This window comes from Diaphorobacter sp. JS3051, from assembly GCF_015832135.1.
GTDB lineage: Bacteria > Pseudomonadota > Gammaproteobacteria > Burkholderiales > Burkholderiaceae_C > Diaphorobacter > Diaphorobacter nitroreducens.
Genome location: NZ_CP065406.1, coordinates 1,950,394 through 1,963,463, shown reverse-complemented (window position 1 = coordinate 1,963,463; position 13,070 = coordinate 1,950,394). Strand labels below are relative to the sequence as shown.

The 13,070-nt window shown below is 61.5% G+C and carries 9 protein-coding genes; all 9 read left to right on the top strand.

The window, feature by feature from the left end; all coding sequences use genetic code 11:
• Position 1 precedes the first annotated feature (1 nt).
• The 9 genes from I3K84_RS09395 (at position 2) to I3K84_RS09355 (ending at position 13,047) form a co-directional block, all read left to right on the top strand.
• A complete protein-coding gene (locus I3K84_RS09395; RefSeq protein ID WP_011804183.1) occupies positions 2 to 676 on the top strand; it encodes a type 4a pilus biogenesis protein PilO in 675 nt (224 codons plus the stop codon).
• Positions 673 to 1,224, top strand: a complete 552-nt coding sequence (locus tag I3K84_RS09390) for a pilus assembly protein PilP (RefSeq protein ID WP_011804184.1) — start codon at positions 673 to 675, stop codon at positions 1,222 to 1,224. The genes I3K84_RS09395 and I3K84_RS09390 overlap by 4 nt, the downstream gene beginning before the upstream one ends.
• The gene (gene pilQ / locus I3K84_RS09385) at positions 1,221 to 3,311 is read left to right on the top strand and encodes a type IV pilus secretin PilQ (protein WP_011804185.1); all 2,091 of its coding nucleotides are present in this window, start codon (positions 1,221 to 1,223) and stop codon (positions 3,309 to 3,311) included. Before I3K84_RS09390 ends, pilQ begins: the two co-directional genes overlap by 4 nt.
• Before the next feature lie 71 nt (positions 3,312 to 3,382).
• The gene (gene aroB, locus I3K84_RS09380; protein WP_196995963.1) at positions 3,383 to 4,486 is read left to right on the top strand and encodes a 3-dehydroquinate synthase; all 1,104 of its coding nucleotides are present in this window, start codon (positions 3,383 to 3,385) and stop codon (positions 4,484 to 4,486) included.
• 57 nt (positions 4,487 to 4,543) lie between these two features.
• Positions 4,544 to 5,716 carry a deoxyguanosinetriphosphate triphosphohydrolase gene (locus I3K84_RS09375; RefSeq protein WP_370567810.1) on the top strand — a complete coding sequence of 391 codons (1,173 nt, stop codon included), beginning with the start codon at positions 4,544 to 4,546 and terminating at the stop codon, positions 5,714 to 5,716.
• Between the two features lie 73 nt (positions 5,717 to 5,789).
• The gene (locus I3K84_RS09370; protein WP_103737820.1) at positions 5,790 to 6,422 is read left to right on the top strand and encodes a DUF1415 domain-containing protein; all 633 of its coding nucleotides are present in this window, start codon (positions 5,790 to 5,792) and stop codon (positions 6,420 to 6,422) included.
• Positions 6,419 to 7,348 (top strand): SAM-dependent methyltransferase, encoded by a 930-nt coding sequence (locus tag I3K84_RS09365; RefSeq protein WP_012655703.1) that lies wholly within the window; start codon positions 6,419 to 6,421, stop codon positions 7,346 to 7,348. Before I3K84_RS09370 ends, I3K84_RS09365 begins: the two co-directional genes overlap by 4 nt.
• Positions 7,349 to 7,430: 82 nt before the next feature.
• Positions 7,431 to 8,132 carry a transposase gene (locus I3K84_RS09360; protein WP_172206254.1) on the top strand — a complete coding sequence of 234 codons (702 nt, stop codon included), beginning with the start codon at positions 7,431 to 7,433 and terminating at the stop codon, positions 8,130 to 8,132.
• 181 nt (positions 8,133 to 8,313) lie between these two features.
• Positions 8,314 to 13,047 (top strand): glutamate synthase-related protein, encoded by a 4,734-nt coding sequence (locus I3K84_RS09355; protein ID WP_196995961.1) that lies wholly within the window; start codon positions 8,314 to 8,316, stop codon positions 13,045 to 13,047.
• Positions 13,048 to 13,070: the final 23 nt, after the last annotated feature.

The window sequence follows — 13,070 nt, the reverse complement described above, 5'->3', positions numbered from 1 at the left end:
CATGGCAAAAAAGAATAAGCCAAAACTTGATTTCGCAAAGCTGCAGGGTGATCTGCAACGGCAGTTTCACAACTTAGATCCTAAAGATCCTTCTTTATGGCCAGTGTTGCCCCGTGCATTGCTTTGTGCACTCATCGCTGCGGGCGTCGCCACCTTTCTTTGGTTCTTTAAGTTGACTGAGTATGAGCAAGAACTGACGGCCGAGCGGAATACTGAGCAGACGCTTCGGGAGGATTACCAGAAAAAACTGGTTAAGGCGGTCAGTCTGGAAGCGTTAAAAAAACAACGAGAACAGATTCAGCAGTATGTGATTCAATTGGAAAAGCAACTGCCTAGCAAGGCGGAAATGTCTGCTCTGCTCTCTGATATCAACCAGGCGGGGCTTGGGCGGAGTCTGCAATTTGAATTGTTTAGGCCCGGGCAAATAGTGGTCAAGGACTATTACGCTGAGCTGCCTATTGCTATTCGCGTGGCAGGGAAGTACCACGACATGGGTGCTTTTGCCTCAGATGTGGCCAACTTATCCCGCATTGTTACTTTGAACAATTTGGCAATTACTCCTATTTCAAAGGATGCAGCCGGCAATTTGACGCTTGAGGCGACAGCAAGAACGTTCCGTTATCTGGATCCTGAGGAAATACAGGCGCAGAAGGCGGCTAAGGGGGGTAAGAAATGAAGCGGATTACTGCCCTGATTGCCTTGAGTGCTGTCTTTGCGCTGGCGGGATGCGGACCCAGCGGGGAAGAAGAGCTTCGTCAGTGGATGTCGGAATTGCGCGCAACAACCAAGCCGCGTATTACCCCGCTGAAAGAGCCTAAGCAATTCTTTCCTCAAGATTATGTTTCGGATAGTGGTATTGATCCGTTCAATTCAATGAAACTGACATTGGCTTTGCGGCGGGACTCGGCGGAATCAGCGGCTAATGCTTCCCTGATTGCCCCGGAGATGGCAAGGCGGAAGGAGCCGTTGGAGGCATATCCGCTCGATGCAATCCGGATGGTGGGGAGCATGAATAAGGCAGGTATACCTACCGCATTGATCAGTGTCGATAAGTTGCTGTATCAAGTCCGGGCGGGTAACTATCTAGGACAAAACTACGGGAAAATCGTCGGTATTACCGAGACCAATATGCGCCTGCGAGAGATTGTCCAAGATCCGACGGGCGATTGGGTAGAGCGTATGACAACACTGGATCTGCAAGAGGGGAATGAGGTGAAGAAATGATTCAAGAGAAGCTTCGTTTACACGCGTACTGGCGGATGTTGGGAGCCGCAGTTGTGGCTGCGCTGACGGTGTCTGTGGCGCAAGCTCGCGGATCTATTGATTCCATCTCTGTTTTTTTGCAAGGTGGTGCCGAAGTTCTGCGGATTGAATTTTCTGAGCCGCAAGCAGAATTGCCCACTGGGTTTTCTATCCAAAACCCTGCGCGCATTGCACTGGACTTTCCTGGAGTGAGCAATGGGACCGGGCGCTCATCAATAGATATCAATCAGGGGAATATCAAGTCTGCCAACATTGTGCAAGCAGGAGCGCGGGCACGTGTAGTTTTGAATCTCAAGCAGCCCACTTCTTACCGCGCAGAGTTGCAAGGCAAGACAGTCCTGGTGCTGTTGGATGCTGCGTCCTCGGCTGTAAAGATGCCTCCTCCTCAGGTGACGACATTCGCAGAAAGTCAAAATATTGACAATTTGCCGCTGAAGGATCTTGATTTTCGACGTGGAGCAGATGGGGCCGGTCGTATTGTTGTTGGGTTGCCTAACAATCAGGTGGGCGTCGATTTGCAGCAGCAGGGTAAGGGGCTGATTGTTGATTTCCTGCGTTCATCATTGCCCGAAGGCCTGCGCCGCAAATTGGACGTTTCTGACTTCGGTACACCCGTGCAAACCATTACTGCATCACAACAGGGTGAGCGTGTGCGTCTGACAATTGACCCTGTTGGTGAATGGGAGCATAGCGCTTATCAAAGTGATAATCAGTTTGTAGTCGAGGTGCGGCCGAAGAAGGTTGATTTGACTAAATTGACACAAGGTCCTGCATATTCTGGAGAGAAACTCTCTCTGAATTTTCAAAATATTGAAGTTCGTTCGTTGCTGCAAGTGATTGCGGATTTTACTAATTTCAATATTGTCACATCGGACACTGTTACTGGTGCTTTGACCTTGCGGCTGAAGGATGTTCCCTGGGATCAGGCTCTCCAGATCATCATGGACGCAAAGGGGCTTGGTATGCGCAAGTCTGGCACGGTACTGTGGATCGCGCCCAAAGACGAAATAGACGAGCGCACGAAGAAGGATTACGAAGCCGCTTTAGCGATTCAGAAACTGGAGCCTTTGCGAACCCAGGCTTTCCAATTGAATTATGCAAAAGCCGCCGACATGGTCACCCAACTGACCATGAGCAGTCAGGGTGGATCGTCCACGAGCGGTTACTCCAATCGATTCCTGTCGGATCGCGGGAGTGCAATCTCGGAGCCGCGCACCAATCAGCTATTTGTTACGGATACTTCGGCCAAACTTGAAGAAGTTCGCCAGTTGTTGGCGACGCTTGATGTACCGGTGCGGCAGGTGATGATCGAGGCGCGTATCGTGGAAGCGCGGGATACGTTTGGTCGTTCCTTGGGGGTGCGACTGGGAGGAGGGTCGCGCACGGGCGGAAGTGCAGTTGGCGGTACCTACGATAATGTGGCCGGCCCCACCGGGGGGAGTGGCATGTCACCGTTCGTTAGCCTGCCTGCATCTTTATCAGGGGTCTCCACTGTTGGATCATTCGCATTGTCGATCTTCAATTCCAACGCCAGTCGCTTCCTCTCTCTGGAGTTATCTGCGATGGAAGCGGATGGACAGGGCAAGATCGTTTCCAGTCCGCGTTTAATTACGGCTGATCAGACCAAGGCGCTTATCGAACAGGGGACGGAATATCCTTATTCGGTTACCGCTCCGAACGGTGCGACAACCATCGCCTTCAAGAAAGCCGTATTGAAACTGGAAGTGACGCCTCAGATCACCCCTGAGGGCAACATCATTCTTGATCTGGACGTCAACAAGGACAGTCGAGGAGAGACCACCACGCAGGGGGTGGCCATCGATACTAAGCACGTCAAGACCCAAGTGTTGATCGAGAACGGCGGCACCGTCGTGATCGGGGGTATTTTTGAGATGGAAGAGACCAACCAAGAGAACAAAATACCTGTCTTGGGTGACGTTCCCGTGGTCGGGAATCTATTCAAAAATAGAACGAAGGAGTCCACCAAGCGGGAGATGCTGGTGTTTATTACTCCGAAGGTCATCACAGATCGCGGGCCGGTACGCTGAGGCACGTGTTCAGTTGGTTCGACAGGGGGTGGTTCACCCCCTGTTTTTATTGGGTAGATGGAGTGGCATGTATGGCAAAGATGGCTACGGTACAGATCGAACTAGGGGATCGGGGCTACGCCATCTATATCGGCAACGGTCTGCTGGAGAATGCAGGCACCTACAAGGGCTTGCCCGCAGCGTACGCCGCGCTCATTGTCAGCAATACCTCGGTTGCACCGTTGTATGCGCAGAGATTGCGGAATGCCCTGCGGATGCAATATGCGCAGCTGCACGAAGTTGTCTTGCCAGATGGCGAATCACACAAGGATTGGCATACGCTGAATCTGATCTTTGACGGTCTGCTGAAGCACGGCTGCGACCGTAGGACGGTTTTATTCGCGCTGGGCGGCGGCGTCATCGGTGACATGACCGGTTTCGCTGCGGCGTGCTATATGCGCGGCGTGCCCTTCGTGCAAGTGCCCACCACATTGCTGGCGCAAGTGGATTCGTCGGTGGGCGGCAAGACTGCCATCAACCATCCGCTGGGTAAGAACATGATCGGCGCGTTCTATCAGCCTCAGTTGGTGGTATGTGATCTGGACACGTTGGACACTTTGCCGGCGCGCGAGTTGGCGGCGGGCCTGGCCGAGGTGATCAAGTACGGGCCAATCGCAGACATGGAGTTGTTTGCCTGGCTCGAGGCCCACATGGACGCGCTCGTCGCGCGGGAGCGCGGCGCGCTGGCCCATGTGGTCAAGCGCAGCTGCGAGATCAAGGCGGCGGTGGTAGGCGCGGATGAACGCGAAGCCGGGCTGCGTGCCATTTTGAATTTCGGCCATACCTTTGGCCATGCCATCGAGGCGGGCATGGGCTACGGCGTGTGGCTGCATGGCGAAGGGGTTGCCGCAGGCATGGTGATGGCCGCGCATCTATCGCAGCGGCTGGGTTTGGTGGACGGCTCTTTCGTTGAACGCCTGACGCGCCTGATCGAGCGCGCCGGTCTGCCCACACGGGGGCCGGTGCTTGACGCGCAGGACAATGCGGGGCGCTATCTGGAACTCATGCGCGTGGACAAGAAGGCAGAAGGCGGTGAGATCCGCTTCGTGCTGATCGACGGACCCGGCAAAGCCGTCATGCGCGCCGCGCCGGATGTGCTGGTGCGCGAAGTCGTCGACCAGTGCTGTGCGTCCTAATGTTTGCTGTAAAAATAATAGCTTATTGCGCTTGTCTGGTGGGCGTTATGGGGCTGTTTGGTGCTTGAGACGCATTTGGCGTCGTATGCCTGTCACTCGGCGCGCACCCAGGGCAGGCGCCATCCCGAGGCGCCGGCGCCTACGCGTACGGAATACCAGCGGGACCGCGACCGCATCGTGCATTCCACCGCGTTCCGGCGGCTGGTCTACAAGACCCAGGTATTCCTCAACCATGAGGGCGATCTGTTCCGTACGCGGCTCACGCATTCGCTGGAGGTTGCGCAGTTGGGGCGCTCCATCGCGCGGTCGCTGAGGCTGAACGAAGACCTTGTCGAGGCCATTTGCCTGGCGCATGACCTGGGACATACGCCCTTCGGCCATGCAGGGCAGGATGCGCTCAACGAGTGCATGGCGGACCATGGAGGCTTCGAGCACAACCTGCAGAGCCTGCGTGTGGTGGACACGCTGGAAGACCGCTACCCCGCCTACGATGGCATCAACCTGACCTACGAGACGCGCGAGGGCATCCTCAAGCACTGCTCGCGGCGCAACGCCGAGCAATTGGAGGCGCGCGAACCCGGCGGTGTGGGGCGGCGTTTCCTCCTCGGCCAGCAGCCGAGTCTGGAGGCGCAGCTGTGCAACCTGGCCGATGAGATTGCCTACAACGCCCACGACATCGACGATGGTGTGCGCTCGGGCCTGATTACGCTGGAGCAGTTGCGCGACGTACCGCTGTTCGACCGCTACCGCGCGCAAGCGCAGAACGACTACCCGCATCTCGCGCAGTCCGAAGGGCGGCGCCGATTGCTGAGCGAGGCCATCCGCCGCATGCTCAGCGAGCAGGTGTACGACGTGATCGATGCCACGCGCGCAGCGCTGGCAGAGCATGCGCCCTCTGACGTGGAAGCGGTGCGCCGGCAGCCGGCCCTGGTCGGCTTCTCGCAGGCCATGCGCGCGCAGTCGCAGGTGCTCAAACGGTTCCTGTTCCAGTCGCTGTACCGCCATCACCAGGTCATGCAGACCACGGACCGTGCCCGCCAGGTGGTGCGCGACCTGTTCGCCATCTACCAGGCGGACCCGCGGCAAATGCCACCGGCGCAGGCCGGCTGGGCGTTGGATGGCGACGATGCACGCCGTGCGCGCACGGTGGCGGATTTCATCGCAGGCATGACCGACCGGTTCGCCGCCCGAGAGCACGAACGCTTGACCGGTCAGCGCTTGCTGGCCTGACGCGCCAGCCCCGGTCCGCCTGTGCGCCAGGGCAGAGACATACAATGCGAGCCCTCTTCAGACCACGCCTGCCATGACCACTAGCCCTATGCCCGACCAGCCCCGCGAGGATGCAGCCGCCTGCGATGACAACGTGGTGGTGGCGGACATGGTGCGCTGGCTCGAGCGTGCCGTCATCGGACTCAACCTGTGCCCGTTCGCCAAAAGCGTGCATGTGAAGGACCAGATCCACTACGTGGTGAGCCATGCCACGGATGCGCGTGAACTGTTGCAAGACCTGGCTGCCGAGTTGGAGGCGCTGGCCGAAGCCTCTCCCGAAAAGCGGGACACCACGCTGCTTATCGCGCCGCTGGCCATGCCGGACTTTCTGGATTTCAACGACTTCCTGGAGTTGGCCGACGAGCTCGTCGAATCCATGGACCTGGCGGGCATCCTGCAGGTTGCGTCGTTCCACCCGCACTTCCAGTTCGAGGGCACCCTCGCTGACGATGTGACCAACTGCACCAACCGCGCGCCTTATCCCACGCTGCATTTGCTGCGCGAGGAAAGCATCGACCGCGCGGTGGAAGTGTTTCCCGAGGCGCAAGAGATCTTCGAGCGCAACATTGAATTGCTGGAGCGCCTGGGCGCGGCCGGATGGGCCGATCTGGACGTGGGGCCCCACTGGCCAGAGGGCGCGGCTGCGAAGGGTGCTCCGCAAGTATGAGCCGCTCCACCACCACCGGGCAACCGCACCGCAGTGCGCGTGCCAAGTCGGGCACGCAGCAGACGGGCGCCGCCGACGCTGCGGTGCTGGCCGAACTGCGGCCAGGCCAATCCGTGGAGTTGCTCAAGGAACTGCACATCCTCACGCGCGAGGGACGGCTCAACCAGGACTCGCGCCGCAAGCTCAAGCAGGTCTATCACCTCTACCAGTTCATCGAGCCACTGCTCGCCGAGCTGTCCGCCGACGGCCACGCGCCACTGCTGGCCGACCATGGCGCGGGCAAGTCCTACCTGGGTTTCATTCTCTACGACCTGTTCTTCAAGCAGCTCGGCCGTGGCGAGATTTACGGTATCGAGTGGCGCGCGGAATTGGTGCAGCGTTCACGTGAATTGGCGCAGCGCTTGGGGTTCGCACGCATGCACTTCCTGGACATGGCGGTGGCGGATGCTGCGGGCGCGGCAGAGCTGCCCGAGCGCTTTGACATCGTGACTGCGCTGCATGCCTGCGACACGGCGACTGATGATGCGATTGCCTTCGGCCTGCGCAAGCAGGCGCGTGCCATGGTGCTGGTGCCTTGTTGCCAAGCCGAGGTGGCGGCCTGCCTGCGCGGCACCAAGGCGCTGAGCCTGTCGCGCACGCCGCTGGCCGAGTTGTGGCGCCACCCGATCCACACGCGCGAGATGGGCAGCCAGATCACCAATGTGTTGCGGTGCCTGCATCTGGAAGCCAGCGGCTACCAGGTCACGGTGACGGAGTTGGTGGGCTGGGAGCACAGCATGAAGAACGAGCTGATCCTGGCGCGCTACACCGGCCAAAAGAAGCGCAGCGCGCGTGAGCGGCTGGCGGCCATACTCGAAGAGTTCGGGTTGGCGCAAGCCCTGGGGTCGCGCTTCGGTCTGGATGACGCCGGGTCGGTGGCGGTATGAGCAATTTAAGCCTCTAGCGCCCGCCAATAAAGCGCTAGAAGCTATAGATTTAAGAGCAATTGAACGGTCCCAAGACGGTTTCATGGCCCGCCTTCCCCGCCTCGCCCTCGCTGGCTACCCGCACCACATCATCCAGCGCGGCAACAACCGCCAGCCGATTTTCCTGGATGCCGCGGACCGGGAGCTCATGTGGTCGTTGCTGGTCGAGCATGCGCGGCAGCAGCAGGTGGCGGTGCACGCCTATGTGCTCATGGACAACCATTTCCACCTGCTGGCCACGCCGCAGGAGGGCAAATCGCTGCCTCTGATGATGCAAGCCGTGGGGCGCAGCTATGTGCGGCGCTTCAACCAGCGCCATGGGCGTTCGGGCACGCTATGGGAAGGGCGCTACCGCAGCGCCGTATTGCAGGCCGAGCGCTATCTGCTGCCCTGCATGGCATATCTGGATCTCAACCCCGTGCGCGCGGGCCTGTGCGTAGCGGCGGCGGACTTCCGGTGGTCCAGCCACGGCCACTACATCGGCCTGCGCAGTGATCGTCTCATCACGCCGCATGCCCTCTACTGGGCCTTGGGCAACACCCCCTTTGCCCGCGAAGCGGCCTATGCCGCACTCGTGCAGGCGGGGATTTCCGCCAGCGAACAGGCGGCACTGACGCAGTCGGGCCTGAACGGTTGGGCCCTGGGGGATGACGGGTTTGTGCAGGCTCTGCAACAGCTGACCCCCCGTCGGCTCACCCGAGCACGCGCGGGGCGTCCCGCTTCCGTGGTTCCACCCAAACCGTAATTGGCCTGCACTTCCTTTGTAATGACTGGGTTTTCTGCTCCTGAACTTGATATGTCCCTAATAAAAATGCACCAATAAAGTGCGTCAACTTTTTGGTATCTGACCCCAATTAAAATGCTTGCGTGGCCATGTTGCGTTGCACTACGCTTGCGTTCCCTGCGAATCTTTGAGGAAGCGCGCCATGACCAAGGCTGCCGAAATCCAGCATCTGCAACAGCACGGCCTGTATGCATCCAGCAATGAACACGACGCCTGTGGCCTGGGCTTCGTGGCCCATATCAAGGGCGTGAAGCGGCACGACATCGTGACCGGCGCGCTCAAGATTCTGGAGAACCTGGACCACCGCGGCGCCGTGGGGGCCGACAAGCTCATGGGCGACGGCGCGGGCATCCTGATCCAGATTCCCGACCAGCTCTACCGCGAGGAAATGGCGCGTCAGGGCGTGGAGTTGCCCCCCGCCGGTGAATACGGCGTGGGCATGATCTTCCTGCCCAAGGAGCACGCCAGCCGCCTGGCCTGCGAGCAGGAGATGGAGCGCGCCATCAAGGCCGAGGGCCAGGTGCTGCTGGGCTGGCGCGATGTTCCGGTGAATCTGGACATGCCGATGTCGCCCACCGTGCGCGAGAAGGAGCCCATCCTGCGCCAGGTATTCATCGGCCGCGGCTCCGACGTGATCGTGCAGGACGCGCTGGAGCGCAAGCTCTACGTGATCCGCAAGACGGCCAGCGCCGCCATCCAGGGCCTGAAGCTCAAGCACAGCAAAGAATATTACGTGCCTAGCATGAGCAGCCGCACCGTGGTCTACAAGGGCCTGCTGCTGGCCGATCAGGTGGGCGTGTACTACAAGGACCTGGCCGACGAGCGCTGCGTCTCGGCCATCGGCCTGGTGCACCAGCGCTTTTCCACCAACACCTTCCCCGAGTGGCCGCTGGCCCACCCCTATCGCTATGTGGCGCACAACGGCGAGATCAACACCGTGCGCGGCAACTACAACTGGATGCTGGCGCGCGAAGGCGTGATGGCCTCGCCCGTGCTGGGCGAAGACCTGAAGAAGCTGTACCCCATCAGCTTCGCCGGCCAGTCCGACACCGCCACCTTCGACAACTGCCTGGAACTGCTGACCATGGCCGGCTATCCCATCAGCCAGGCCGTGATGATGATGATTCCCGAGCCCTGGGAGCAGCACGAGTCCATGGACGAGCGCCGCCGCGCCTTCTACGAGTACCACGCCGCGATGATGGAGCCCTGGGACGGCCCGGCCTCCATCGTGTTCACCGACGGCCGCCAGATCGGCGCCACGCTGGACCGCAACGGCCTGCGCCCCTCGCGCTACGTGGTGACCGACGACGATCTGGTGATCCTGGCCTCCGAAGCCGGCGTGCTGCCCGTGCCGGACGGCAAGATCGTGCGCAAGTGGCGCCTCCAGCCCGGCAAGATGTTGCTGATCGACCTGGAGCAGGGCCGCCTGATCGAGGACGACGAGCTCAAGGCCAACATCGTCAACACCAAGCCCTACAAGCAGTGGATCGAGAACCTGCGCATCAAGCTCGATGACGTGAAGGTGGGCGAATCGGCCGTGCATCCGGCCGCGTCCGCGCTGCCGCTGCTGGACCGCCAGCAGGCGTTTGGTTTCACGCAGGAGGACATCAAGTTCCTGCTGGCGCCCATGGCCAAGAACGGCGAGGAGGGCGTGGGCTCCATGGGCAACGACAGCCCGCTGGCCGTGCTCTCGGACAAGAACAAGCCGCTGTACAACTACTTCCGCCAGATGTTCGCGCAGGTGACCAACCCGCCGATCGATCCGATCCGCGAGGCCATCGTGATGAGCCTGGTGTCCTTCGTAGGCCCCAAGCCCAACCTGCTGGACATCAACCAGGTGAACCCGCCGATGCGCCTGGAGCTGCACCAGCCCATCCTCGACTTCGAGGGCATGGCCAAGCTGCGCCAGATCGAGCAGCACACGCACGGCAAGTTCAAGAGCGCCACCATCGACATCACCTACCCGCTGGCCTGGGGCAAGCAGGGCGTGGAGGCCAAGCTGGCCTCGCTGTGCGCGCAGGCCGTCGATGAGATCAAGGGCGGCGCCAACATCCTCATCATCAGCGACCGCAACCTGAGCGCTACGCAGGTGGCGATCCCTGCGCTGCTGGCGCTGTCGGCCATCCACCAGCACCTGGTGCGCGAGGGCCTGCGCACCACGGCCGGCCTGGTGGTGGAGACCGGCACGGCGCGCGAAGTGCACCACTTCGCCGTGCTCGCGGGCTATGGCGCCGAGGCCGTGCACCCCTACCTGGCGCTGGAGACGCTGGTGGACATGCACCAGGAACTCAGCGGCGATCTGTCTGCCGACAAGGCCATCTACAACTACGTCAAGGCGGTGGGCAAAGGTCTGTCCAAGATCATGTCCAAGATGGGCGTGTCCACCTACATGAGCTACTGCGGCGCGCAGCTGTTCGAAGCCGTGGGCCTGAACAGCGACACGGTGCAGAAGTACTTCACGGGCACGGCCAGCCGCGTGGAAGGCATCGGCGTGTTCGAGATCGCCGAGGAAGCCATCCGCACCCACCTGGCCGCGTTCAGCGACGACCCGGTGCTGGAGACCATGCTGGACGCCGGCGGCGAATATGCCTGGCGTGCGCGCGGCGAGGAGCACATGTGGACGCCCGACGCCATCGCCAAGCTGCAGCACTCCACGCGTGCGAACAACTTCAGCACGTACAAGGAATACGCGCAGATCATCAATGACCAGGCCAAGCGCCACATGACGCTGCGCGGCCTGTTCGAGTTCAAGTTCGATCCGGCCAAGGCGATCCCGGTGGAAGAGGTCGAACCCGCCAAGGACATCGTCAAGCGCTTCGCCACCGGTGCCATGTCGCTGGGCTCCATCTCCACCGAGGCGCATGCCACGCTGGCCGTTGCCATGAACCGCATTGGCGGCAAGAGCAACACTGGCGAGGGCGGCGAGGACCCCAAGCGCTACCGCAACGAGCTCAAGGGCATTCCGATCCAGCAGGGCGAGACGCTGTCGTCCATCATCGGCAGCGACAAGGTGCAGGCCGACATCCCTCTGCTCAATGGCGACTCGCTGCGCTCCAAGATCAAGCAGGTGGCATCGGGCCGCTTCGGCGTGACGGCGGAGTACCTGGCCTCGTCCGACCAGATCCAGATCAAGATGGCCCAGGGCGCCAAGCCCGGCGAGGGTGGCCAGCTGCCGGGCGGCAAGGTGTCCGACTACATCGGCGCGCTGCGCCACAGCGTGCCCGGCGTGGGCCTCATCAGCCCGCCGCCGCACCACGACATCTACTCCATCGAAGACCTGGCGCAGCTCATCCACGACCTGAAGAACGTGGCGCCGCATGCCGACATCTCGGTCAAGCTGGTGTCCGAAGTCGGCGTGGGCACCATCGCGGCCGGCGTGGCCAAGTGCAAGAGCGACCACGTGGTGATCGCCGGGCACGACGGCGGCACGGGCGCCTCGCCCTGGTCGTCCATCAAGCATGCCGGCTCGCCCTGGGAAATCGGCCTGGCCGAGACCCAGCAGACCCTGGTGCTCAACCGCCTGCGCGGCCGCATCCGCGTGCAGGCCGACGGCCAGATGAAGACCGGCCGCGACGTGGTCATCGGTGCGCTGCTGGGCGCCGACGAATTCGGCTTCGCCACCGCACCGCTGGTGGTGGAAGGCTGCGTGATGATGCGCAAGTGCCACCTCAACACCTGCCCCGTGGGCGTGGCCACGCAGGACCCGGAGCTGCGCAAGAAGTTCACCGGCAAGCCCGAGCACGTGGTGAACTACTTCTTCTTCGTCGCCGAGGAAGTGCGCCAGATCATGGCCCAGCTGGGCATCCGCAAGTTCGACGAGCTGATCGGCCGCACGGACCTGCTCGACACCCGTAAGGGCATCGCGCACTGGAAGGCTCAGGGTCTCGACTTCTCGCGCCTGTTCGCCCAGCCGCAAGTGCCTGCCGATGTGCCGCGCTACCACGTGGAAACGCAGGACCACAAGCTGGACAAGGCGCTGGATGTGAAGCTCATCGAGCGCTGCCGCCCCGCCATCGAGCGCGGCGAGAGCGTGCGCATCATGGAAGTGGCCAAGAACGTCAACCGCTCCGTGGGCGCCATGCTCTCGGGTGCCGTGACCAAGGTGCATCCCGAAGGGCTGCCGGATGACACGATCCGCATCCACTTCGAGGGCACGGGTGGGCAGTCGTTCGGCGCGTTCCTGTGCAAGGGCATCACGCTGAACCTGACCGGCGAGGCCAACGACTACACGGGCAAGGGCCTGTCGGGCGGCCGCGTGATCGTGCGCCCGAGCCACGAGTTCCGCGGCGAGTCCGCATCCAACACCATCGTCGGCAACACGGTGATGTTCGGCGCCACAAGCGGCGAGGCGTTCTTCGCCGGCGTGGCTGGCGAGCGCTTCGCGGTGCGCCTGTCGGGCGCCACTGCGGTGGTCGAGGGCGTGGGCGACCACGGCTGCGAGTACATGACGGGCGGCACGGTGGTCGTGCTCGGCAAGACGGGCCGCAATTTCGCCGCTGGCATGAGCGGCGGCGTGGCCTACGTGTATGACGAGGACGGACGCTTCGACTCGCGTTGCAACCTGTCGATGGTGACGCTCGAGCGCATCCTGCCCTCGGGCGAGCAGGCGGCCACGGTCAGTCCAGCGACTTGGCACAACGGCCAGACCGATGAGGCCCAGCTCAAGAAGCTGCTGGAGGACCACAGCCGTTGGACCGGCAGCCAGCGTGCGCGGGAGATCCTGGACAACTGGGCCGCGTCGCGCAGCAAGTTCGTCAAGGTCTTCCCGACCGAGTACAAGCGTGCCCTGTCGGAAATCTATGAAAGAAAAGTGCTGGAAGAGCAGGCTACACCTGCGGTAGCAGCTCCTAAAACGGAAGCGGTAGCCGCCAAGTAACCCGCGCGGGCGGGGCCTGGGGC